Raw genomic sequence first — 24,929 nt, 5'->3', positions numbered from 1 at the left:
TCTAAAAGTGAAGGTATACTGAAATCAAATTAATAAATATTATTTAGGGTTGTTACTGGTACGCAGGCAAAACCTAAGTCACTAAATTTTTTAAGATCAAAACTGATCTTATTTATTTAGTTATGACTTAGGTTATTTTTATTCAAAAAGATTTTTTTCATAAATCTATTAAATCGTTTGCAATCAGTAAAGAGAGGAGGGAAATCCTATGAAAATAGCAAAAGTTATTAACAATAATGTTGTAAGCGTTATTCAAAATGGTGAAGAATTAGTTATTATGGGAAGAGGAATTGCTTTTCAGAAAAAACCTGGTGAAGAAGTGGAAAAAGAGAAGATTCAAAAAATCTTTGCTTTGAAGAATAAACAAACATCGGATAACTTTAAAATGCTACTTCGTGAAGTTCCTATTGAGCTAATGGTTGTAGTCGAAGAAGTTATTCAATATGCCAAAAACATATTAGGAAAAAATTTAAACGAGAACATTTATGTTTCTTTAACTGACCATATTAATTTCGCAATGGAACGGCATCAAAAAGGAGCACAGATAAAAAATTCATTATTATGGGAAATTAAGCATCTCTATAAAGAAGAATTTTTAATAGGATTAAAAGCATTAGAACAAATAAATGAAAAGTTTAATATTTCTTTACCTGAAGATGAAGCAGGTTTCATCGCTATTCATATCATTACTGCAGAAATGAATGAAGATGTTACAAATACGATGAATATTACTAAATTCATTCAACAAATCATTAATATCGTCAAGTATCATTTTAAAGTGGAATTCGATGAAGATTCTTTAAACTATTATCGGTTTATTACCCATTTAAAGTTTTTCGCCCAAAGGGTTTTTAAAGGAACCCATTATGAAAACGATGATGATTATTTATATATAATGATTAAACAAAAGCATAAAGAAGCAGCAAGATGTACTGAAAAGATTAAGGATTATATTAAAAAAGAATATAACCATGATCTAACGAATGAAGAAATGCTATATTTAACGATTCATATTGAACGGGTAGTTAATAGAAAAGAATCTTAAAATTAGTTTACAAAAAATAGATAAGTAGAATTTCAAAATGATAGCGTTGACAAAATGGATTCATTAAGATATAATGAAAATATAGTAAAAAAATGAATAAATTAACATTTAGGATTGTTACTGTTCATTCAGGCAAAACCTAAGTCACGAAAATAGGTTAGGCAAAATTGTCTACTATTTTTGATGGCTTAGGTTTTTTTTTACCAAAATAAAAAACCTTGGGGGTGTAATTATGAGCTACGAAAAATTAGCCAAAGAAATTTTAGAGCTAGTAGGTGGTGAGAAGAACGTTATATCAGTCGTTCATTGTGCAACTCGCTTACGTTTTGTTTTAAAAGACAAATCAAAAGCAAACAAAGAAAAATTGGAAAATACTGAAGGGGTCATCACTGTTAAAGAAAGTGGTGGACAATTCCAAGTCGTTATTGGAAATACTGTTCCAGAGGTCTACAATGCATTAGGAAAAATATCTAATCTATTAAGCGATTCTAAAAGAACAGATGGTTCAAAAGAAGGGAAAAAGGGAAATTTATTTGGACGTATTGTAGACGTAATCTCTAGTATTTTTGCTCCATTGCTCGGAGTAATGGCAGGAGCCGGGATTTTAAAAGGTTTATTATTAATTGCAAGTAATCTAGGTTGGTTAAATAACACTGACACAACTTATATCATATTATATGCCGCAGCTGATAGTTTGTTTTATTTCTTACCATTATTGTTAGCGGTAACAACCGCTAGAAAATTTGAAGGAAATGTATTTACTGCATTAACCATCGCAGGTGCATTGCTATATCCTTCCATTGTGAATCTCAAGGCGGAAGGTGTTGCCACAACGTTCTTTGGTATTCCTGTAACGATGATGAGTTACTCATCTACTGTTATACCGATTATTTTATCTGTCATTGTAATGAGTAAGCTTGAAAAAGTATGTAATCGGTATATCCATGAAAGTGTAAAAAATTTTGTTACACCGTTAATTTCTCTAGTTGTTATGGTTCCTCTAACTTTAATTGTCTTTGGGCCAATTGGTGTTAATATCGGGAATGCGATCGCAGCTGGTCTAGTCGCAGCATTTGGATTTAATCCGATGTTGGCTGGTGCTTTATTAGGTGCTAGTTGGCAGTTACTTGTTATATTTGGAGTTCACTGGGGTTTGATTCCAGTATTTATCAATAACATTGCCGTTTACGGAAGAGATGGGGTTAAGCCAGCAGCTACAGCATCAGTTTTTGCACAGGCAGGTGCAGCGTTTGGGGTTTTTCTTAAAACGAAGAATAAAAAGTTAAAAGCATTGGCAGGATCTACTACAATTACTGCGCTATTTGGAATTACAGAACCTGCCGTATATGGTGTAACCTTACGATTAAAACGTCCATTTATTGCAGGGATTATTGGTGGGGCTGTTGGTGGAGCGATTATTGGCCAAGCTGGAACTCAAGCATTTGCCTCCGGTGCACCTGGACTCTTAACACTGCCAATATTCTACGGCCCTGGCGGACAAGGATTTATGGGTCTAATCATTGGCATCGTAGTAGCATTCGTAGTTTCAGCAACATTAACATACATTTTAGGGTTTGAAGATCCAGTTGAAGTAGATGAACCTATAAAAGCGCCAAAAGAAACAAAAGAAAAATCCGATGAGAAAGTATTTAGTCCGCTAGATGGCAAAGTGATTGCATTATCTAAAGTTCCAGATTCAGCATTTTCATCAGAAGCAATGGGCAAAGGAATTGCGATTGAACCAAAATCTGGGAGAGTTGTTTCGCCTGTCAATGGTACCGTTTCAGTTGCTTTCAAAACAAAACATGCGATTGGTCTTGTTTCAGATCATGGAGCAGAAATCTTAATCCATGTTGGAATTGATACGGTTCAACTAGAAGGTAAGTATTTCACTTCTCACGTAAAACAAGGTGATCAAGTAAAAGTTGGCGACCTACTAGTAGAATTTGATATTGATAAAATTAAAGAAGCAGGGTATGAAGTTGTAACACCAATCATTGTAACGAATTCATCGAATTATAAAGAGGTTACAACAACTTCAAAAAAGGCTGTAAATGAACAAGAAATGCTACTCGGTCTTAACATATATGGCAGTGAGAAAGGAAATATCGCTTAAATTTCCAAGTTTAAAAAATAGGGTGTCCTAAATTATTTAGGTACACCCTATTCTCGTTTTAAATAGTAGATTTATCAGCCGCAAAAACAATCCCAGCATCTTTTCTTGCAGCATCTAATACTTTCATAACGGAATAGCTATAATCTAATAAATCATAGCAATGCTTGAAATCTTTTTTCTTATAGATTTCGTTAAACACCGACAGTTCATAATATAATTTATTCGTATTTGTTTGTTCATTCAGCTCGATTTCATAGTCTTCTGTTGAGATTAGGATCTTTCGGCAATACAGGATTAAATACATTTGGTGTCTCACCATTAAGAAGTTGGTTATATCTACTAGAATACTGGCTGTAATTACACTGGATAAACCTAATTTGCCCGACAACCTTCATCGAATTCTTCTCCTTAAATATTACATTTTTAATATTGTACGCTAGAAACAATAATATCAATAATTCCCAACATAGTATAACCGATTATCTTAACACCATCAATGATGGTGACAGTAATGTAAAAATGTTAAAATTATGAATAAAGAAATCATCGAAAAGTGAAGTGACCCTGCTACTATGTTTATAGAATGATGATGTAGAAAAGAGGTATACAGATGTTTTCAAAACGTCAAATAGAAATTCTGTTATCGTTAATGGAAGCAAAGAAGCCTGTTACATCAGAATGGATTGCCAAAGAATTAGGTCTTAGTGATCGAACGATTCGGAATGAGATAAAAGCAATTCAACCAGAATGTCCAAAATTAGGCATATCTATTGAATCTATTCGTGGTAAGGGGTATCAATTAAAGATTCTTGACCAAACATTATTTGAAACCATATTTAGCCAGCTGACAAATGAATCGAAGGATGAAATAGCAAATGAATTTTCAAATCAAAATGATCGGGTTATTTATTTATTAAAGCAGCTATTATTAGAAAAAGAACCAATCAAATTAGAGAATTTTGAAGATGAAATGTTTGTATCAAAATCAACAATACAAAATGATTTGAAGATTGTTCGGCAAATTTTATTAAAATATAATCTAAAATTAGTGAATCGACCTCACTATGGGACAATGGTTAAAGGTGACGAATATATGAGAAGGCTATGCTTGTCCAATCACATTTTTAACCGCCATAGTGATATCAGCATTGATCAAGAGTCTTCTCAACTGTTAGATCAAGAATTGTTTGAAAAAATTAAAGAGATTATTATCAAAAAGGTAAATCATTATAAAGTAGAAATCTCAGATATTTCACTAGGAAATTTGGCTATTCATATAGCGATAGCATGCAAAAGAATTGAGGAAGGGTTTATAATCGAACACTTAAAGGATCATTTTACTAAAGAATATCCCTTTGAAAAAATTGTGGCAAAAGAAATCGTTGAAGAGGTTCAGGGCTATACAAAGCTTACTTTTCCAGAATCAGAGATCGATTATATTATTGTCCATCTGTTAGGCACGAAGTTATTGCATAAAAAGGAATTAACGGAATTTAGCGAGTTTGATGAGGCAGGAAGTATTGTTCAGTGCATGTTAAAAAGATTGCGAACTGAATTGAATTGGGATTTTGAAAACGATATTGAATTTATTCAAGCGTTAACATTACACATTCGCCCTGCTATGAATAGGCTAAGATATAAAATGAATATTAGAAATCCTCTTTTAAATGAAATTAAGATCAAGTACCCTAGTGCATTTGAGGGAGCTGTACTTGCAAGCAAATGTATTGAAGAATATTTATCCATAGAACCAGGTGAACATGAAATTGCTTATATTGCATTACACATTGGGGTTGCGTTGGAACGTATGAAAGGCAAGCATAAAAAAGTAAAAAGAGTGATAGTCGTATGTGCTTCAGGAGTAGGGAGTGCCAAATTGCTTTATTACCGTTTACAGCATTTATTTGAAAATGAGCTGGAAATCGTCGCTTCGATCAATTATTATAAGCTTGTCGAATATGATTTATCTTCAATTGATTTTATTATCAGCACAATACCAATTAAAGAAGACTTAGGTATACCCGTTCAAGTTGTAAATACTTTTTTGGGGGATGAAGATATTAATCGGATTGAGAAATATCTCTATAAGGATAATCAAGATGGATTGTCACTTTATTTAGATCCTTCAAGAGTATTTATTCATCAAGAACTAGAAGATAAAGAAAGTGTTATTCGCTTTTTGTGTAACGAATTATATAAACAAGGGCTTGTAACAAACGAGTATAAAAAACTGGTCTTAGAAAGAGAATCGTTGGCGCCAACAAGTTTTGGGAACTTAGTTGCTATTCCTCATCCTTTATCACCAGTGACGGAAGAAACATTTTGGACACTTTGCACGCTTAAACATCCTATTCTCTGGCATGGTAATCAGATGGTTCAAGTTGTATGTTTATTAAATATTCAAAAAGGTCCAAAGGGGAACCTAGAAAACATGTATCAAAAACTAATTAAAGTAGTAGAGAATAAAACGATCGTTCAAAAAATCATTAAGAGTCAATCAGTCAACGAAATTATTAAGATTTTGCATGAAAATTAAAGATTCAAGAAGTCGATTACGAAAATGTAGTCGGCTTTTTTGTTTTTTTAGGTATATGGTTGTAAACGTTTCCGTTACACAACGGAAAATCATTCGATTTAAAATAAAACGCTTACATTTTAAAATAAGATCATAAGGTAATTAAATAATACAATCAATTAGGAGGGATTAGATATGAAAACAATTATGTTAGTTTGTGCAGTAGGAATGAGTACAAGCTTGTTGGTAACAAAAATGAGAAAAGCAGCTGAAACAAAAGGTGTAGAAGCAGACATTTTTGCCATATCCGCATCAGAAATAGAAACTACTCTTGAAAATAAAAAAATTGACGTATTATTGCTTGCTCCACAAGTGAAGTTTATGAAAAGTCAATTTGAATCTAAATTAGCAGGTAAAAATATTCCGATTGATGCAATTAACATGCAATATTATGGAATGATGAATGGGGATAAAGTATTTGAACAAGCCATTAATTTAATTGAAAACAAATAATCTCACACCAATTTTAGATCACAAACCTTTCTCAGTAAAAATTTAAAAGGAAAAGAGGTTTAAAATATGGAAAAATTGCTCGAAGTATTAGAAAGTAAAATGGCACCATTAGCTATTAAATTGGATGGCAATCGATATATTACGGCAATCAAAGATGGCTTTTTTGGCGTAATGTCACTCTTAATTATCGGCTCTATCTTCTTATTGCTAGCCAACCTTCCAATTAGCGGATATCCAGAATTTATGGCATCTTTATTAGGGGAAAACTGGGCAACATACTTTACCGCTCCATATTATGTAACCATGAATGTTATGACGCTTTATGTTATTGTAGCAATGGCACGAAGTCTTGCAAGAACGTATCAATTAGATAGCGTTTCAGCAATTACATCGGTACTAGTAGCATTTTTACTTTTGACACCATTTGTTAAGTTCGAGGATGGTAGTTCTGGTATTCCAGTTGTAAGTTTAAGTTCTAGTGGTTTATTCTTAGGAATGATTACAGCTATACTTGCTGTTGAAATTGTTCGTTTTGTGGATAAAAAAGGCTGGAAAATCAAAATGCCTGATTCAGTTCCAGAGAATGTGTCTCGTTCATTTTCTGCATTGATTCCCGCATTATTCGTTATTATCGTTTTTAATGTCATTCGTATTGCTTTTTCATTCACAAGCTTTGGCACAGTACAAACATTCATTTATCATTATTTACAAATACCATTAACAAACTTGGGAAGTACACTGCCAGCAACACTACTCATAACAGTATTTGAAGCTCTATTATGGGCATTTGGTATTCACGGTTCAAACGTAGTCGGCGGTGTTATGCATCCAATCTGGTTAGCGTTAACAGCTGACAATGCAGCAGCTTATGCAGCAGGAGATACAATCCCGAACATTATTAACTATCAATTTTATTCAAACTTTATGAAAATCGGTGGTTTTGGAAGTACATTTGGTTTGGCGATTTTACTTTTGATAGCTGCAAAATCAAGTCGATATAAAGCATTAGGTAAATTAGCAATCGGGCCTGGAATCTTTAATATTAATGAACCAATCACTTTTGGACTTCCAATCGTATTAAATCCGATTATGATTATTCCGTTTATTATTACACCGTTAGTAATGGCTGTTGTCGCATATTTTGCAATGGCAACTGGTTTAGTTCCATTCACAAACGGGGCTAACATTCCTTGGACAACTCCACCAATTATTGCAGGTTTTCTTTTAAGTGGTTGGAAGGGTGCTTTATTAAATATTGTTCAAATTATAATTTCGATGGCGATTTATTATCCGTTCTTCAAATCAGTAGACCGCATGGCATTAAAACAAGAACAAGAAGAAAATGCTGCATAAAAGATTATTCTAACAAAAGTTTTTTTACTTGAATCAATTTCATATTTGAAAAGTCTTAACCCGTAAGGGTTTAAAGGTATAAAAAAAAGGAGTACCTCCCCAAAATCTCGAATTAAATAAGTACGAACAAATTTTAAGAGATTGGAGGTGACTCCCTATGCCTATTATACGTCAAGGAGGTCTATTTGGACTACAAGAATTATATGATTTAGAACCTACCCATCGGCTTGATGCAATTTTTTCAACAATTGATATAGAACCAATTTTAACTGTTCTTTCAAAAAGATCTCGAGTTGGTTCACCTGTAAAGCTCAATTATGTTGGAATGATCTACTCATTAGTGGCTAGAATTACTGAACGCATCCCAACCATAAAAGATCTTGTAAAGCGGCTAAAAAACGATTTTGTATTTCGTTTGGATTGCGGATTTTTATTTTCCGATTGGATTCCTTCGGAATCTTCCTATTCAAGAATGATTAAAAAAATTGTTAAAAGTAATGTGATGGAACGTGTAGAGGAAACGCTTCTAACTCAAGCGATTACTGAAGGCTTTATTAGTGATAACACCGTAGCTATTGATGCAACTCATATTGAAGCAAGGGATCATGCACCATTTAAAGAAAAGGATTCAATAGTTCCATCTAAAAAAGGCGGGCGCAAATCAAAAGAAGAAAAAGAAAAATGGCTACAAGAAAAAGCCGATAAAGAAGCAAATCTTTCTTTGTACGAAAAAACCATTGAAGCACAATTAGACGCATCTATTAATGAGCTTCGTTCCCTTATTCCAATAGATCCTAAATGGGGAATCAAAAAAAATAGCGAAGGTAAGAACGTATTTTGGTTTGGATATAAAGGGCATCTTGCTGTAAGTACAAAAAGCCAATATATTTTACAGTCTCTATTTTCGTCAGGTAATTTAAATGATGGTAAAGCTGCCATTCCTCTATTAAAAGGATTGAAAGAACGTTTACCACAGCTCCATTTTGATTATGTGACAATGGATGCTGGCTATGATTCACCAGCAATATATAAGCAAGTTTACCAACTGGGTAGGCAATCCATCATTGCCTATAACAAGAGAAATGAACCAGAACCGTTAGGTTTTGATAAAAACTTTGCTCCTACTTGTGTGCGAGAATATTCCTATCGGTATGACAGCTATGATGCAAAATATGAAACGTTAAAATACACGAGACCAAAAGAATGCAAGGATTGCCCACTATCCGAAGATTCATTGTGTCAAAAAGTTTACAAAGTTAAGATTACCACTGATTTACGTCGATATAGTGCACCAGCTCGTGGATCTGTTGCATGGAAACAAATCTATAAAGAAAGAACAGCCGTTGAAAGAGTAAACGCCTATTTAAAAGAATATTTTCAGTTAAATAATGTGCGTTACCGCACTGGAAGAAAAGCAAAATTTCATTTTGATCTATCTGTATTAGTATATAATGCTTCGAAGTTAGCGATTGACCGCATAAACCAACAGCTTAATCAGAAGGTAGCTTAAAAAATTTCAAAAATAGAAATTCTGATAGTCTACACTTTTTTAAAAATAGGAATTATGAAATTGATTCACTTAAATAATCTTACTAAAAAGGAGAATATGCATATGTATCATAAACAGTTAAAACCGTTCCCGGAAAATTTCTTGTGGAGTGCTTCCACTTCAGCATACCAAGTGGAAGGAGCATGGAACGAAGATGGTAAGGGACCTTCTACACAAGATGTGTTAACACCGCCAGAAAATACAACAGACTTTAAAGTAACAAGTGATCATTATCACCATATGGAAGAAGATGTGAAATTATTTGCGGAAATGGGATTGAAAGCATATCGTTTTTCAATTGCATGGTCTCGCGTCATTCCTGAAGGAAGAGGCGAAGTAAATCCAAAAGGTATTGATTTTTATAATCGATTGATTAACGAATTATTGAAATATAACATTGAACCGATTGTAACCATGTTTCACTTTGATTTACCATTAGCATTAGCAAAAGAGGGCGGTTGGACCAATCGTTCCATTATTGAAGATTTTAGAAACTATTCAAAAGTGTTATTTGAAAACTTTGGAGATCGCGTGAAATATTGGCTAACGATTAATGAACAAAATATGATGATTTTACATGGTAATATACTAGGAACTTCTACTGCCTATGGCCTACAAGAGATTTACCAGCAGAACCATCATATGTTGCTAGCACAGGCTGAAGCGATGATTCTTTGCCACAAAATGCTGCCAAGTGCGAAAATCGGCCCAGCACCTAATATTTCCAATGTTTACCCTGCATCAAGTAAACCGGAAGATAGTCTAGCTGCAGAAAACTGGACTGCCATACGTAACTGGTTATATTTAGATGCGGCTGTGAAAGGTATTTACAACCCAACCGCATGGTCTTATTTAGAAGAGCGTAATGCCCTTCCTAAAATCGAAGAAGGAGATATGGAAACATTAAAAGCAGCAAAACCAGATTTCATTGCATTTAACTATTATAACTCTACGACTGTATCGGCTGCCGATCCAACTGCTTCAGTAAAAACGGATAAGGTCGACCAACAAAAAGTGATTAGCGAACCAGGTGTATATCAAGGTGAATACAATCCAAATCTACCAGAAACACCTTTTGGATGGGCGATTGATCCTGTAGGTTTCCGTATTACTTTAAGACAAATTTACGATCGCTATCATTTACCAATGATTGTAACAGAAAATGGGATTGGTTTATATGAAAGCATCGATGAAAATGGCAAAATCAATGATGATGTTCGCATTCAATTTTATCAAGATCACATTAAAGAAATTCAAGAAGCTATTACAGATGGCGTAGAAGTGTTCGGCTATAGTCCATGGTCTGCAATTGATCTAGTGAGTACACACCAAGGCTTTAGAAAAAGATATGGCTTCATTTATGTAAACAGAGAAGACTTTGATTTATTAGATATGAAACGTATTCCAAAGAAAAGCTTTTATTGGTATCAAGAATTGATTAAGGGGAATAAGCTTCCAGAATCTAAATAATTGGTAAAAAAGTTAAGTGAAAAATGATTATTTCTTAAGGGAAAAGGGAGTGGAATAAGTGGCTGAAGAAACTACTGCACTAGATATGGAAGTAATTGGTTTTACGATCATTAGTAATGTGGGAATGGCAAAAAGCTTGGTTATGGAAGCTCTTTATGCAGCAAAAAATGGAGATTATAAATTAGCTGAAGAGAAGATCGATGAATCTAAAAAATATTTTATAGAAGGCCATAAAGTTCACTCATCGTTAATTCAGAAAGAAGCTAGTGGGGAAAAATTACATGTTTCTCTCATCTTAATGCACGCAGAAGATCAATTGATGAGTGCAGAAACGATTTCTGAATTAGTTATAGAAATGATTGAGATGTATAAAAAGATTAACAAATAGATGTAATAGTTAAAGGATCATTACAATGACTTTATGTAATGATCCTTTTATACAATACAAATAAAATATGGAGGATACCCTAAAATGTATATAATTTCTCCTTTGTTCGCATTAATATCATGATAGAAAATCAATCGGAGCGATCTATCGTGATATAATAAACACTTAGTGTAAAAGTTATATTTACTACATGGAGGTTAAGGCATGGAAAAACAATTAATCTTTTTTGATATTGATGGTACGCTATTGAATCACGAAAAGCAGTTACCCATTTCTACGAAAAAAGCTATTAATCGTTTACAAGAATTAGGACATGATGTCGCAATAGCAACAGGAAGAGCGCCATTTATGTTTCAGGAGTTACTCAAGGAATTAGATATTCAAACATATATAAGCTTAAATGGTCAATATGTTGTGTATAAAGGAAAAGCTGTATATACTAATCCTTTAGATAAAGAAGAGCTCCATCGTTTAACTGACCTTTCCAAAAGCGTAAACAATCCAATCATCTATGAAGACCACGAGGCGATGAGATCTAATTTTGAATCCCACCTATATATCGATCATGGAATAGGCTCGTTAAAGATTCAATCTGAACCGATCTTTGATCCCGAGTATTACAAGCATCATGATGTGTATCAATCCTTACTCTTTTGTACGGAAGAGGATGAAAAGGCTTATTATCAAGGACAATTTAAAAAGTTAGAACTTGTCCGCTGGCATGAATTTTCGGTCGATGTCATGCCAGTAGGTGGATCAAAAGCCAAAGGTATAAAAGAGTTAGTGAAATTTTTAGGTCTATCAATGGATAACGTATATGCATTTGGGGATGGTCTAAATGATATTGAAATGTTGAAGTTCGTAAAACACAGTGTAGCAATGGGAAATGCTCATGATGATGTTAAAAAAGTGGCCAAATATGTCACCAAACATGTCGATGAAAATGGGATCTTAAAAGGCTTAGAACTGGTAGGTTTATTGGAAAAAGGAGCAGTTTAAGGGAAGGATATAAATTGAATACCTGGATAAATATCATAAGGAGGAGTAAATATATGACTAAATTTCTAGGCTATATTGGTACTTATACAAAAGGGGATAGCGAGGGGATATATTCCTTTACGCTCAATACTGAAGCTGAAAAGATTGAACATATAAAGGTTGCTGATAAAATTGAAAATCCCACTTATTTATCGATTAGTAAAAATAATCAAGGCAGTGCCATACACATCTCGTCTGATGGCCGTTTTATTTATGCTGGTAATTGAGGACATAATAGCATTGTAGTATTTAGCATCGATCAAGAATCAAGTAATCTTGTTTTATTCCGAAGAAATGTTGAAACTGGAAAGCTAAGCATATTACAGGTCGACATCATAGTTCCATAACCTGTTTGTGTGAAATTCATGATATCCAATTAACTATTCATTATAATAAAAAGGAGAGCTTTATATAAAATGAAAACTGAAAAAGAAAAAATGTTAAATGGTGAACTTTACAATCCAGCTGACCCAGAATTACTAAAAGAAAGATTAAACGCTCGAAGATTAACAAGATTATTCAATCAAACACTAGAAACGGATGAAAACAAGAGAACTGAACTATTAAAAGAACTATTCGGTTCAACTGGAAAAAGTTTATTCATAGAACCAACGTTTCGATGTGATTATGGCTACAACATACATGTTGGTGAGAATTTCTTTGCTAACTTTGATTGTGTTTTTTTGGATGTTTGTGAAATTCGAATAGGTGATAACTGTTTTATTGCACCAGGAGTACATATATACACAGCGACTCACCCATTAAATGCGAAAGAAAGAATTTCGGGTGTAGAATATGGAAAACCGGTAAATATCGGCCATAATGTCTGGATTGGAGGGAAAGCTATTATAAACCCAGGGGTTAATATAGGTAATAATGTCGTTATCGCTTCAGGTGCGGTCGTAACAAAAGATGTACCAGATAATGTTGTGGTAGGTGGAAACCCAGCGAAAATAATTAAACAAATCGAAGAATAGAATACAAGTTTAGGAAGAAATTATGTGATTAAGTTAGTGTTAACTGATATGGATGGAACGTTCTTAAATAATAATGGTGATTTTAACAGGGAATTGTACAAGGAAGTAAAAAAAATCATGAAAGAAAAAGGCGTTGTTTTTGCTCCTGTTACTGGTAAGCAATGTGAACGTGTAGAAGAGTTATTTGGTAATGATGCAAATGATCTTTGGATTTTAGGTGATAGCGCAACTCGTATCAAGCATAATGGAGAATTTGTTTATGAATCGCTAATAAGTAATAAATTAGGACTTGAAATTATCCGTTTACTTGAGGAAATAAGCTTAGATCATACCATTATTGCATGTACCAGGAACGGGGCAGTAATAAAAGAAAACACTCCTTATGAAGAAGCAGCTATTGTCAGAAGGTCCTATGCACAAGTAAGACAAATCTCTGATTTTAATAAAATAACAGATGATTTTGTTAAAATCACTATTCATGACCCTTTATTAAGATGCATAGAAACCAGAGAAAAACTAAATCCGTTTTTTGAGTCTGCTTATATTGTTGCTTCTGAGGCAGCTTGGATTGACATTGCTAACGCTAATGTACATAAGGGAACTACCGTTGAACAGTTGCAACGTTTATTGAATGTTACTTCTGAAGAAACAATGGCATTCGGAGATGGTTACAATGATTTAGAACTCATGACTCGTGCTAGCTATAGCTTTGCTGTTCGAAATGCTGTGCAAGAATTAAAAGATGCTGCGAATTTCATTACCCGTACAAATGAAGAAGATGCTGTTATGAAAACAATCATTCAAATGTTATCCTTACAATGAAATGGGAAATATGGGAGTGGTAACCGGGTTATAAATCAAGTTTATCCAAATAATAAAGGTAGACGGTGCCAGGTTAACATTTACCATTTCGGCAAATACCGATAAGGTCGTCAAAGATCATGGTGATGACGAAAATCTGTTGATCGTGAAAATGGATCTTCCTGACCCTACTGCTGCCGAGGCCGCCGTCGGTTCGAAGAATTCGAAAATTCCGCCTGAATTTCTTTTAAAAACATATCAACAGCATCGGAAAAAACCTGATGCTTTTTCCAAACAATATTTAAGTCAGATTCAAGTCTTGGCTCTAGCGGTATAAAACAAAGGTTACTATCACTAGACGTATTCACTATTTTATCAAGGACTACTGCATAACCAATGCCCTCTTCAACCATAATGGCAGTATTAGATGTGTGTTCACATATTCTCTGAATTCATGACTTGTATATTGAGAACCTAAATCGGTATGTAAGGTTAAATTTTTTCTAGTGTTTTGTGCTGTTATCACATTTTCTAAAGCATGGATGACTAAATCTGTTGTCATGGATCGGGAGAATGAATGTCCTACAATTTTCTTGGAATGCAAGTCCATAAAAGAAGCCAAATAACACCAACCGTTTTTTATGGTGTGGAGTGAAGTAAGAGACAATGCGTAGTCGAATTATTTCCCTGCCTCTCCTTCCCGAACTGGACTTGCACCTCTCAGCGCATCCGGCTCTCCATTTAAGTGTTGCTCAAAGCAATACGAATAACGGGAGTCAGTCTGCGACCTGCCTGTTAAGCGGTGTAGGCAGGGGTGACATTTCAACCCTCAGATACGGTTTAATAGGTTCGTGTTCCTCAAACGTCCCATGCTAAGCCTCATCTTGGCGTAACCGCTTCGCCGCAAGCCCCTTTTCCCGCGGACTACGTCACCTTGCCAGTGTCGGCAAGTCACCGCCGCTTCGGCTCACTTCTTCTCACAGCAGAAGAAGGGCATGTCTGTAAATATAAATGGACATGCATTCCAACATGCTCAAGTAACTTTATTCCATAGCAGGAACTCAGCTAGCTGGGCGTACTGTATGTGATATCGATAGACCATACTTGGTTAGGACTGTTGATATTAAGTTTTCTAAGAAGATAAGGGTACGTTTTAGCCATCTTCGCTCGCTTACTAAGGTTGGAACCAGGATAGAATGCGACAATGTCCATTTCCTCCATGTAACGCTTTACAAGACGTCTTCCTACTTTGAATCCAAGTTTATGCAGTTCATTTCTTATTCGCCTAACCCCAAATGAAGGCTCTTTATAGTGGATTCTATCAATAACATTCTTAATGTTGATTTCGTCTTGTGATGGAGCAATTTCAACCGGCACATTATAAGCGGTCGATCTTGATGAGGCTACATTGACGTTTTATCGTTAACTTTGAACCCTTAAAATCAATTAATGACTTTTTTCCTCATTTGTGAAACCTGATTGTGCTTTTTTTTAAACCAATCTACATCAAAACCAATGTATTTTCTTCTCTTAGGATCTCAAGCACTATTTCCGCTTTTTCCTGAGAGGTCCAATTTCTTCTCTTTTTACTCATCATATTTATATCATAACTTATTTTCAAGAAATTGTGTCCAACTGTATGTGCACATTATAGTTTATCATTTTTGTAAGCCAAAATTTAATAGGTATAACTTTATCGTATTTATAAAAAATTTAGTTCTTTTAAGAATCACTGGAATTAGTCATATTTTTACTAATTGTTGCTTGTCTTTCTAAATAAGATAATTACGATTAAGGAAAATAGTATCCCAATAGTTATAGCCAAATTATCACTAACATTTTCCCAAATGCCAATCATAGATAAAAATGCAGGAATAGTTGCTGTGAGCCAGGATTCTATAAATGTTACCCATCCTGTAAAAATACTAATTTCTTTTTTTAAACCTAAAAGAACATAAAATAGTCCCCATAAAAAAGCCCACATTATCCATATTATTCCAAACTTTATGTCGTGAAAATACAAGAAATTTATTAATGAGTATGCAACAGCAATAATGGCAACCCACAAAGAATATAATCCTACTCCTGTAGAATCTAATTGAAATAGATTCGTAAACCCAACGAATAAGTACGTAAAACCAAAGAGAAAAGTACCAGCAGTATTATAGATTAACCATTTATCTCCATTTGCCTCAATAAGAATTAAAATAGGGAAAACAACTTGCATGAAACCAATAAATAAGTTGAATATTGCAGCACTTTTAGCATGAATCTTTCCTAAAAGCAAAAAACTGTTCAAAAATAATACAGCTCCAACATAGAACAATCCAACATTTCCCATGATTTTCACTCCTCCATTTTATACTAATTACCTTCTGTTATTTCTAATTGATTATTTCTCTTTTTAACAACTAAATGTTGAAATTCCCCTCGATGTAAAGAATGATTTAAAAAAGTTGCAATAGGAATTTCTAAATTTTTTCGTATTGAACGTTTTAAAGCACGAGCACCATAATGTTTATCAAATCCTTGTTCTACTAAATATTCAATTGCGGATGCTTCAAGCTTAATATGACATTGGTGTTTTTGAAGACGTTGATTCAATTCTTTGATTTGAATATCAACTATTTGAAATAAAGTATCTTTGTTTAACCAATTAAAGATATAGATATCGTCCAATCTATTTATGAATTCTGGTGCAAAATTTTTTTCTAATTGTTCCATAACGATCTTTTGAATAATAACTCGACTATTTTTACCGAAAAGCTTAGGATTTAAGTAATATAAAAACTTTCTGAACAGATTTGAAAAATTGCGATCAGCAAACTCAAAGATCTGTTTAGAACCTAAATTACTCGTCATAAAGATAAGTGAATTACGGAAGTCTATAATTTTTTCTCCTGATGCCATTACCATTTTGCCGTTATCAAAAACATTAAGTAGTGATTGAATTACTTGAGAACTGGCTTTTTCGATTTCATCAAAAAGAACAATTCCAGGTTTACTAAAGGTTCCCTCAACTTTTTGTTTATCTAAAATAGAGGAACCTTCTTTGCTTCCAACATATCCTGGAGGAGCACCAGTTAAAGCGGCTGCATAATGTTCTTGGGATAATGTATTCATATCTACCCGACTAAAATAGTCATCACTTCCATGTATAGCATTAGCAATTGTTTTAACAATTTCTGTTTTTCCTACACCTGTTGGTCCTAATAATAGGGCAATAAATAGAGGGCGGTTAGGTTCAGTGATATCTGCCAATACCACCTCCAACATACTTTTTATTTTTTGGATAATTTTGTCTTGCCCAAAAATTTTAGTTCTTATTTCTTTCATGACGTTTTCTATATCAAAACGAAATCGAGATTTTGATAACATTTTTTGAGATGATTGGGTCAAGATATTCATAGAAGAATTTTGTTTACTCTTCTCAATATCAGTTAACATATCGGTGATAAAAGGCATAACCTTCACCTTCCTTTCTTAAAAAATGTAAGAATAAGAGTCAGACACTAAATTCAATACTTAATGATCTGACTCTTATCTATAAAAAGATCCGGATAAATGATCAATTAGCTCCTGCTTCTTTTTTTAATGGTTTGTGTGGGATTCCGGCAATTGGACATTCAGCTGTACCAACTTCTTGTCTAGTAATCTTTTCAACATTTTCTTGAGCTTTTTTTGCATCTAATACCCATGTTCTATAAAATTCAAATGGACATTCTGCAACTCCTTTATCTCCATCATCAGATAAGATAGTTCCGGTATACCCTCTATGGAGTAATTTAAATAGATGATTTTGGGATTGCCAATTTGTTCTGGCATCTCGAATTTGTGATACTGATAACTCGGCAAATTGAAAACTATTTTCTTCTGTTCCACATTCACCTAACGTTCTTCCATCAAAACCGACAATTGCCGAATGTCCAAAGTAGGAGTATACACCATCAAAGCCTGTTGCATTGGCCACAGCTACATAGACGTTATTCATCCATGCCATTGTTTTTGCAACCATGATTTGTTGCTCTTTTGCTGGGTACATGTACCCTTGACTTCTGACGATTAATTCTGCACCTTTGATAGCAAGGTCTCTCCAAATTTCAGGATAGTTACCATCATCACAGATAATGAGACCAACTTTTAATCCTTTCGGACCTTCTACTACATATGTTTGTTCCCCGGGATACCATGGTTCAATAGGATTCCACGGAATAATTTTTCGGTATTTTTGAACAATTTCACCTTTGTTGTTGATTAGTATTAATGTATTATAAGGTGTTTTATTTGGATGATCTTTATGCTTTTCGCCGGTAATTGAAAAAACACCCCATACATTTGCTTTTCTACATGCTTCCGAAAAAATTTCCGTTTCTGGTCCAGGAACGTCTGTAGCTGTAGCATACATTTCCTCTGGGTCGTACATGATACCCATGGTACTATACTCTGGAAAAACAACTAAGTCTAATCCAGGAAGACCAGATTTCATTCCTACTACCATATCAGCAATTTTACGGCTATTCTCTAAAACATCTTCTTTTGTATGAAGTCTTGGCATTTTATAATTGACTACAGCCACTCCAACAGTATCACGGCTATTTCCAATATCACCATGTCTCATTTTTTATTTCCCCTTTCTTTTATTTAGATTTAGTGAATGATATTCACTATGTTTATAGTAAGTAAGACTAAGCACCCCCTTTTAATGAATTCACTTTTTATATAAGCAAAATTTGTGCCAACTTGTCTTTAAAAATAGAGACGAAATAATAAATTGAAAATTAGAAAAATTCAAAATAATAACTATATATTGTGTTATAATTTAAATAAAGTTTACAGTCTCAATTTCAAACAATGTCTAAAAATAAGACATTTTTGGGGGGATAGAAATGGATAAGATTAAAATTGGGTTGCTTTTTTCATTAACTGGGACAACGGCAAACACTGAATATGGGCAATATCAGGCTGCCCTTTATGCATTTGATGAGTATAAACAAAAAAATTCACATTTACCTTTTGATTTAGAGATTGAGGTCAGAGATATTCAATCAGATCCAAATGTAACAAAGAAAGAAGCAAAAAATTTGGCAGAGAAGGGTGTGAAGTTAATGATAGGCTGCTATACTTCAGCCTGTCGAAAAGCTGTTTTACCTATCTTAGAGGAATATCATTGTCTTTTAATTTATCCCTCACTTTATGAAGGATATGAAATTCATCCAAATGTTTTTTATACAGGAGAGGTACCTAATCAACAAATATTATTGATGTTAAATTACATAATTTCTCATTTTGGGAAAAAGTTTTTTTTAATAGGAACCAATTATATTTATCCACATCTCACTAATCAGCAAGTTCATGATTATTTGGATCAGTTAAATGGAGAAGTAGTTGGTGAACATTATGTGCCGTTTGGTTACGCTCAATTTACAAATATATTCCAAGAAATTATTGAAAATAAGCCAAATGTTATATTATCAACAATTGTTGGCACTAGTATCATTCCCTTTTATCGTACTTACTACGAGATGGGAATCCAGCCTCTGAAATTGCCTATTTTTAGTCCAATCACGACAGAAATTGAAATTAATGGGACTTTTACAAAAATTTTTACTGGACATTATAGTTGTGCTGGTTATTTTCAATCCATTGATAAGGTAACTAATCGTGAATATGTTAAAAAGTTTAAAAGATTGTACGGGGATGATATTGTAATCTCTTCTAATATGACTAATACATACCTAGGAGTAAAAATGTTATTGGATGCTATTGTCAGTATAAAGACACTAGAATATACAGAACTAATCAATTATTTAAAAGGTAAAACGATCGAAGGACCTGGTGGAAAAGTAATGATTAACATTCAGAATCAACATATTTCACGTAAAATGTATATTGGAAAAGCAAACGAAAATGGTCAATTTACAATTGTATGGAAATCAGACGAATTAATATATCCAAGCCCATACTCAAACGAAATAAATGTTTTAAATAAAGAAGAAAGTAGTTGGCAAGCAATGATAGAAGAGTGTGGCAAAGAGAGAAATGAAGCAATTATTGTATTGAACCATTCTGGATCCATACTATTTAAAAATGAAAAAGCGAAGAAATTAATAGGTGAAAAAATGTTACTAGATGAAAAAGACTTTGAACTGTTACAAAAATCTTACAAAATTTCTAAACAAAAAATAGTAACAAACAAGAATGTCTATTTAATATTGTTGAAAAAATTGGATGATAAAGCTGTACAACAATTAAATGATGAAGGGTTATATACTTTTCATCGTATTAAAACAAAGAATAAGAAATTTATCGAGCAATTAAAAATGGCAGAAATTGCTGCAACATCAGATGCCAATATTCTAATCTTAGGAGAAACAGGTACAGGTAAAGAAGTCTTGGCTCGAACCATTCATGAAAAAAGTAAGCGAAGAGATGGGCCTTTTATTACGGTTAATGCTGCAGCCATTCCAAGGGAGCTAGTAGCAAGTGAACTATTTGGCTATGTTGAAGGAGCTTATACTGGGGCTAGAAAAGGAGGAGCCATAGGAAAGTTTGAGGCTGCAAATAAGGGAACTTTATTTTTGGATGAAATCGGTGATATGCCTATAGACATACAAGTGAGTTTGTTAAGGGCAGTAGAAACAAAAAAAATTATTCGAGTTGGGGATCATATCGAACGACCGATTGACGTTAGAATTATAGCTGCAACTAATCGAAATTTGAAAGAAGAGATTGCATACCAAGGCTCTTTTCGTTCAGATCTTTATTATCGATTAAATGTATTTACGATTACAATACCCCCATTACGTGATCGAAACGATGATATTAAATTAATCGCATTAGACTATCTACAACAATTTTACAACCAATACAACAATGGACCAAAAAGGATAGATCAAGAAGTGATCTCAGTTCTTAAATCGTATTATTGGCCAGGGAATATTCGGGAACTTAGGAATGTGATTGAGCGTTCTTATATTCTGTCATTGAATCAAGAAGAATTAACAATAAACCATTTGCCAGATGAAATCAAAAATTTTAATAAAAAAATAGAAAGGAGAACAAATAATGAGTTGCTTAGTTATCATTTATCTATTAAGGAGAACGAAAAAATTTTGATTCAACAGGTGCTTAAAAACTCTCATAGTATTAATGAAGCAGCAAAAAAATTAGGTATTGCTAGAAGTTCAATTTATAGGAAAATAAAGGAATATAATATATCCATTAGAGAAAATTATAAAAATTAGAGTCCTATTTTCGAGATTATTGTAAAAAACTATTTGTTATAAAATTCCCACCAGCGGAAATAGATTCGTTTGAGTATGCGAATTAAAATTGAGGTGGTTAATTCTGTTTTTAATTCTTATTCATCGCCATTTGATAGGTTAAGTCAGAGGGATTTACAAAACTTTGCTAATATAGGGGAGCAACTGTTTCTTCTTTATGATGAGGGCTACATAACTGTCGGCGAAATAATATTGTTACATAGAATCGGCTATCAAGGGCGGTTGGCTCATCTCCAGAGAGGAGGTGATGCTATGGAAGTAAAGGACGCTTTAATTCTGATGTTCATGTTCGGCATGTTCATCTTGGCCTTACTTTCCTACTTGAAAAACAAGTAGACCTCCCTTGAGCCCGGAAAGCTTGGAGGTCTACCATCCACTTTCTATAGGTCGATCGCCTTTAAGGCAATCTATTGTAAGACCGTAGATCCTGCAACATCTGCGGTCTTTATAAGTTTATGTCAAAAAACTGATATATAAACTATCTCTAGAATCATTTTATCATAAAAAAATTTAATTGGAAATGATTGAATTTACATTAGAAAATGTATTTTTGATCTACATTAAGATATAATATCAGTATATAGAAAATTAGATATCGGAAATGAGAAGAGGGATCAAAAATAGTTACTTTTAAAAAAATTGAAGAACTGTTACACCAGTTAAATTCATATAGACCTCTAAACGAGGGTGAGTTATTGAGATTAAGAGAAGAATTTTTAATAAACTTCACTTATAACTCCAATGCCATTGAAGGTAATTCTCTTACACTACAGGAAACAGCCCTAATAATAAAAGAGGGTATTACAATCGATAAAAAGCCTTTGAAAGATCATTTGGAGGCAGTGGGTCATAAAGAGGCTTATTTATATGTTGAGGAATTAGTACAGAAAAAAGTTCCAATATCCGAGAAGGTAATTAAGGAAATTCACAGCCTTGTTTTGATGGATAGACGGGAGGATAGAGGAATATACAGGCGTGTACCAGTAACCATTATGGGGGCTATTCATACACCTCCTGAGCCATATCTTGTGCCGGTACAAATGGAACAGCTTATAATGCATTATGAGCAATTGTCATCTCTCCACGTTGTTGAACGGACGGCAATATTTCATTTGGAATTTGAAACCATTCATCCATTTATTGATGGTAATGGTAGGACTGGACGTTTGCTTTTAAATTATGAGCTGATGAAAGAGGGCTATCTTCCCATCAATATTAAATATGGTGACCGTAAACGTTATTATAATTGTTTTACAAGCTATCACACGAACGGAAAGAACCCTTCAGAGATGGTTTCCCTTATTAGCCAATACCTTGAGGAGGAACTTTCAAGATATGTTGAGATTGTAAGAACCGCCAATGAAATTCGTTAAAGCCGGTAGTATTTACTATCGGTTTTGTTGTTATTTTTCTCAAATAGTATGCAATGCCAATTATAAGACCAAGCTCCGATTTGAGAAATAATTACAATGAAATTTCGCAAACGTGTCCCATTTTTCCAACCTTTCGAGAGTTTCCAAAAGAGACAAAATTCTATAATTTTCATTTCGTCTACGTGGATTTTAGGTTCTATTTTCTAATTATAAATCTTTTTTATCCATTCAACCTTTAATAAGTATGGTATTACAGGCGGTATACTTAGAAGTGCGTAGTTATAAAGCGCTATTATCCGGCTTAAAAAAATTCCAAAAAAAGATTGTAAACGCTTAATTTATATCTTATAATTAGTTAAAGAAATCGATTTCTCCAGAAAGGGGAGACAAAATGACAACGATTTCTGATGTAGCCAAAATTGCAGGCGTATCAAGAGCAAGTGTATCTAGAGTTATTAACAATAATTCAAGCGTTAATGAAGAGATTCGACAAAAGGTTCTTAAGGCGATGGATGAATTAGGTTTTACACCCAATGTTTCTGCACGAAATTTGAGAATAAAACAAACAAAAACCCTTGCCGTTATTGTTCCACTTATTTCGAATCCTTTTTTTAGTAGATTAGTTCAAACGATGGGAATAGAAGCTGAAAAATTAGGATATAAACTATTAATCTGTCAATCTCGTCATGATTTAAAAGATGAAAAGAATTTTTTGGATCTTTTAAAGACACGTCAAGTAGATGGAATTGTTATGGCATCAGTTCGTAATTCTTGGGAATTTATTAAAGGATACTTACAATATGGTCCAATAATATTATGTAATGAGTATTTTACAGATTCGGACGCCGCAATCCCTATTGTAAAAGTAGATCAAAAGCAAGGTGGCTATTTATCAGCAAAACATTTGCTTAAATTAGGGCATAAACGTATAGCATTTTGTATTAGTGATAATGAAAGTCGTTCAGGTCTTGAAAGGAAAGAAGGATTTTTACAGGCCTTAAAAGAGTTTAACCTTACTTTTAATGATTCTTTGATAATGAATAATGCTTTTGATATTACAAGTGGAAGAGAGATTTTTTATCGGTTAAGGTCTCTTCCGGAACCGGTTACAGCCGTATTTACTGGAAGTGATGAAGTAGCAGTAGGTATTATTTCAGAAGCAAAGAAAAACGGAGTACGTATTCCAGAGGATTTAGCTGTTGTTGGGTTTGATGATTTGCCTATTGCGAAAATTATCGAGCCTAATTTAACAACCATACACCAACCAATTGATAAAATAGCCACAACTTCAATTGAAACGATCATTAAACTGGTTGAAAATGAAATTGATTCTAGCGAAATACGACCTATAGAATTTCCTCTAGAGTTGATCATTCGTGAATCGACAGTAGGTGTGTGATAATTTTTTTTTTGAACATTCAAGAAATCGATTTCTTAAAAGGTAGTAATTCTTATATGATATGAAAAAAACAATTGTGTCTAAAAATTCTAAACGACTACGGATATTAATAAAAGAGGTTAATTTACTAATTGAAAGTGAGGTAATGATATGGATGTGGTAGGTAAGGCAAATCCGGCAATCGATTCACCTATTCAAGGTAAAAAAACATATAAACTGAAAAAGGTTTTAAACAATTATCAGCTCTACTTATTTATTTTACCTGCGTTAATTTATTTTATTGTATTCCATTATATTCCAATGTATGGAGTATTAATTGCATTTAAAGATTTTGTAGCAACGAAAGGAATTATGGGAAGCCCATGGGTTGGATTTAAGCACTTTGAGCGTTTTTTCGATTCCTATCAATTTTGGAGCCTTATTAAAAATACACTTGGCCTTAGTGTCACTCAGTTAATCGTTGGATTTCCACTCCCTATTTTTCTTGCGCTTATGTTAAACCAAATAAGAAGTGAGAAATACAAACGTTTTGTTCAAACCGTAGTGTATGCCCCGCATTTTATATCAGTGGTTGTATTAGCCGGAATGATTTATGTATTCTTTTCAAGCAATGGATTGATTAATAATATCGTCATTATGTTTGGTGGAGATCCAATTTCATTTATGGCAAAACCAGAATGGTTTAAACCACTATATATTGCTTCAGGTGTGTGGCAGGAAACGGGATGGGCTGCGATTATTTATCTAGCAGCGCTTGCAGGTGTTAGTCCAGAGTTACATGAAGCAGCAGTGATGGATGGAGCGAATAAGTGGCAGCGGATTTTACATGTGGATATTCCAGCAATTATGCCGACGGCTGTTATTCTATTAATTCTATCAGTTGGCAACATTATGAACATTGGTTTTGAAAAGGCTTACCTATTACAAACGCCAATGAACCAGCCAGCTGCAGAGATTATCCCAACCTATGTTTATAAAATGGGTTTGCAGCAGGCACAATATAGCTTCGCTGCAGCAGTAGGATTGTTTAATGCAGTGATTAACTTAATTTTATTAGTTGCAGTAAATAAATTCGCGAAGAAATTATCTGGCCAAGGATTATGGTAACA

22 protein-coding genes and 2 pseudogenes are annotated in these 24,929 nt (G+C 33.7%); 17 read left to right on the top strand and 7 right to left on the bottom strand.

Annotated features, from left to right (window positions below; all coding sequences use genetic code 11):
- The first annotated feature begins 208 nt into the window (after nucleotides 1-208).
- Nucleotides 209-1,045 (top strand): BglG family transcription antiterminator LicT, encoded by an 837-nt coding sequence (licT, locus tag BEN26_RS03820; RefSeq protein WP_068722402.1) that lies wholly within the window; start codon nucleotides 209-211, stop codon nucleotides 1,043-1,045.
- Nucleotides 1,046-1,277: 232 nt separating this feature from the next.
- Nucleotides 1,278-3,161 (top strand): PTS beta-glucoside transporter subunit IIBCA, encoded by a 1,884-nt coding sequence (locus tag BEN26_RS03815; RefSeq protein WP_069798994.1) that lies wholly within the window; start codon nucleotides 1,278-1,280, stop codon nucleotides 3,159-3,161.
- A gap of 58 nt (nucleotides 3,162-3,219) precedes the next feature.
- Here BEN26_RS03815 and BEN26_RS03810 read toward each other — a convergent pair whose 3' ends face one another.
- Nucleotides 3,220-3,549: a hypothetical protein gene (locus tag BEN26_RS03810; protein ID WP_181482181.1), complete on the bottom strand. Its 330-nt coding sequence runs from the start codon at nucleotides 3,547-3,549 to the stop codon at nucleotides 3,220-3,222.
- A 222-nt stretch (nucleotides 3,550-3,771) separates the two neighbouring features.
- Between BEN26_RS03810 and BEN26_RS03805 the strand changes: the two genes are divergently transcribed.
- The 10 genes and pseudogenes from BEN26_RS03805 (at nucleotide 3,772) to BEN26_RS03760 (ending at nucleotide 13,786) form a co-directional block, all read left to right on the top strand.
- The gene (locus BEN26_RS03805; RefSeq protein WP_069798998.1) at nucleotides 3,772-5,697 is read left to right on the top strand and encodes a BglG family transcription antiterminator; all 1,926 of its coding nucleotides are present in this window, start codon (nucleotides 3,772-3,774) and stop codon (nucleotides 5,695-5,697) included.
- A 174-nt stretch (nucleotides 5,698-5,871) separates the two neighbouring features.
- Complete coding sequence (locus tag BEN26_RS03800; protein WP_069799000.1) at nucleotides 5,872-6,189, top strand: PTS sugar transporter subunit IIB; 318 nt, start codon at nucleotides 5,872-5,874, stop codon at nucleotides 6,187-6,189.
- 66 nt (nucleotides 6,190-6,255) lie between these two features.
- Nucleotides 6,256-7,542 (top strand): PTS sugar transporter subunit IIC, encoded by a 1,287-nt coding sequence (locus BEN26_RS03795; RefSeq protein ID WP_069799001.1) that lies wholly within the window; start codon nucleotides 6,256-6,258, stop codon nucleotides 7,540-7,542.
- A 157-nt stretch (nucleotides 7,543-7,699) separates the two neighbouring features.
- A complete protein-coding gene (locus tag BEN26_RS03790) occupies nucleotides 7,700-9,052 on the top strand; it encodes an IS1182 family transposase (RefSeq protein WP_069799003.1) in 1,353 nt (450 codons plus the stop codon).
- Between the two features lie 102 nt (nucleotides 9,053-9,154).
- Nucleotides 9,155-10,561: a glycoside hydrolase family 1 protein gene (locus BEN26_RS03785; protein WP_069799004.1), complete on the top strand. Its 1,407-nt coding sequence runs from the start codon at nucleotides 9,155-9,157 to the stop codon at nucleotides 10,559-10,561.
- A 58-nt stretch (nucleotides 10,562-10,619) separates the two neighbouring features.
- Complete coding sequence (locus BEN26_RS03780; protein WP_255421851.1) at nucleotides 10,620-10,949, top strand: PTS lactose/cellobiose transporter subunit IIA; 330 nt, start codon at nucleotides 10,620-10,622, stop codon at nucleotides 10,947-10,949.
- A gap of 204 nt (nucleotides 10,950-11,153) precedes the next feature.
- The gene (locus BEN26_RS03775) at nucleotides 11,154-11,948 is read left to right on the top strand and encodes a Cof-type HAD-IIB family hydrolase (protein WP_069799006.1); all 795 of its coding nucleotides are present in this window, start codon (nucleotides 11,154-11,156) and stop codon (nucleotides 11,946-11,948) included.
- Between the two features lie 53 nt (nucleotides 11,949-12,001).
- Nucleotides 12,002-12,160: pseudogene (locus tag BEN26_RS14245) on the top strand (beta-propeller fold lactonase family protein); the annotation flags it as partial.
- Nucleotides 12,161-12,403: 243 nt separating this feature from the next.
- Complete coding sequence (locus BEN26_RS03765) at nucleotides 12,404-12,964, top strand: sugar O-acetyltransferase (RefSeq protein WP_069799009.1); 561 nt, start codon at nucleotides 12,404-12,406, stop codon at nucleotides 12,962-12,964.
- 24 nt (nucleotides 12,965-12,988) lie between these two features.
- Complete coding sequence (locus tag BEN26_RS03760; RefSeq protein ID WP_069799011.1) at nucleotides 12,989-13,786, top strand: HAD family hydrolase; 798 nt, start codon at nucleotides 12,989-12,991, stop codon at nucleotides 13,784-13,786.
- A 167-nt stretch (nucleotides 13,787-13,953) separates the two neighbouring features.
- On the opposite strand, the pseudogene BEN26_RS14050 reads toward BEN26_RS03760, so the two are convergent.
- The 6 genes and pseudogenes from BEN26_RS14050 to BEN26_RS03730 form a co-directional block, all read right to left on the bottom strand.
- Nucleotides 13,954-14,190, bottom strand: a pseudogene (locus tag BEN26_RS14050) (LysR family transcriptional regulator); the annotation flags it as partial.
- Nucleotides 14,148-14,375: a DDE-type integrase/transposase/recombinase gene (locus BEN26_RS03750; protein WP_399167935.1), complete on the bottom strand. Its 228-nt coding sequence runs from the start codon at nucleotides 14,373-14,375 to the stop codon at nucleotides 14,148-14,150. The gene BEN26_RS03750 and the pseudogene BEN26_RS14050, both read right to left, overlap by 43 nt.
- Before the next feature lie 455 nt (nucleotides 14,376-14,830).
- Nucleotides 14,831-15,142, bottom strand: a complete 312-nt coding sequence (locus BEN26_RS14240; RefSeq protein WP_084818789.1) for an IS3 family transposase — start codon at nucleotides 15,140-15,142, stop codon at nucleotides 14,831-14,833.
- A 376-nt stretch (nucleotides 15,143-15,518) separates the two neighbouring features.
- Nucleotides 15,519-16,106: an AmiS/UreI family transporter gene (locus BEN26_RS03740; RefSeq protein WP_069799012.1), complete on the bottom strand. Its 588-nt coding sequence runs from the start codon at nucleotides 16,104-16,106 to the stop codon at nucleotides 15,519-15,521.
- Between the two features lie 23 nt (nucleotides 16,107-16,129).
- Nucleotides 16,130-17,230, bottom strand: a complete 1,101-nt coding sequence (locus BEN26_RS03735) for an AAA family ATPase (protein WP_069799014.1) — start codon at nucleotides 17,228-17,230, stop codon at nucleotides 16,130-16,132.
- Nucleotides 17,231-17,333: 103 nt separating this feature from the next.
- Nucleotides 17,334-18,383, bottom strand: coding sequence for an aliphatic amidase (locus tag BEN26_RS03730; protein WP_069799015.1), 1,050 nt, complete (start codon nucleotides 18,381-18,383; stop codon nucleotides 17,334-17,336).
- 268 nt (nucleotides 18,384-18,651) lie between these two features.
- Here BEN26_RS03730 and BEN26_RS03725 point away from each other — a divergent pair, with 268 nt between their 5' ends.
- The 5 genes from BEN26_RS03725 to BEN26_RS03710 all read left to right on the top strand — a co-directional run bounded on the left by BEN26_RS03725 (nucleotide 18,652) and on the right by BEN26_RS03710 (nucleotide 24,927).
- A complete protein-coding gene (locus BEN26_RS03725) occupies nucleotides 18,652-21,009 on the top strand; it encodes a transporter substrate-binding protein (RefSeq protein ID WP_069799017.1) in 2,358 nt (785 codons plus the stop codon).
- Between the two features lie 75 nt (nucleotides 21,010-21,084).
- Nucleotides 21,085-21,384: a putative holin-like toxin gene (locus BEN26_RS14205; protein ID WP_308789517.1), complete on the top strand. Its 300-nt coding sequence runs from the start codon at nucleotides 21,085-21,087 to the stop codon at nucleotides 21,382-21,384.
- A 359-nt stretch (nucleotides 21,385-21,743) separates the two neighbouring features.
- A complete protein-coding gene (locus BEN26_RS03720) occupies nucleotides 21,744-22,421 on the top strand; it encodes a Fic family protein (RefSeq protein ID WP_255421850.1) in 678 nt (225 codons plus the stop codon).
- A gap of 391 nt (nucleotides 22,422-22,812) precedes the next feature.
- Nucleotides 22,813-23,820 carry a LacI family DNA-binding transcriptional regulator gene (locus tag BEN26_RS03715; protein ID WP_069799022.1) on the top strand — a complete coding sequence of 336 codons (1,008 nt, stop codon included), beginning with the start codon at nucleotides 22,813-22,815 and terminating at the stop codon, nucleotides 23,818-23,820.
- 150 nt (nucleotides 23,821-23,970) lie between these two features.
- Entirely contained in the window at nucleotides 23,971-24,927 is a 957-nt protein-coding gene (locus BEN26_RS03710) for an ABC transporter permease (protein ID WP_069799024.1), read from the top strand.
- Nucleotides 24,928-24,929: the final 2 nt, after the last annotated feature.

The sequence above is a fragment of the Tepidibacillus sp. HK-1 genome (assembly GCF_001748485.2).
Classification (GTDB): domain Bacteria; phylum Bacillota; class Bacilli; order Tepidibacillales; family Tepidibacillaceae; genus Tepidibacillus_B; species Tepidibacillus_B infernus.
Note: the sequence above shows the minus strand (reverse complement) of the source record. Positions and strands in the feature narration are given on the sequence as shown.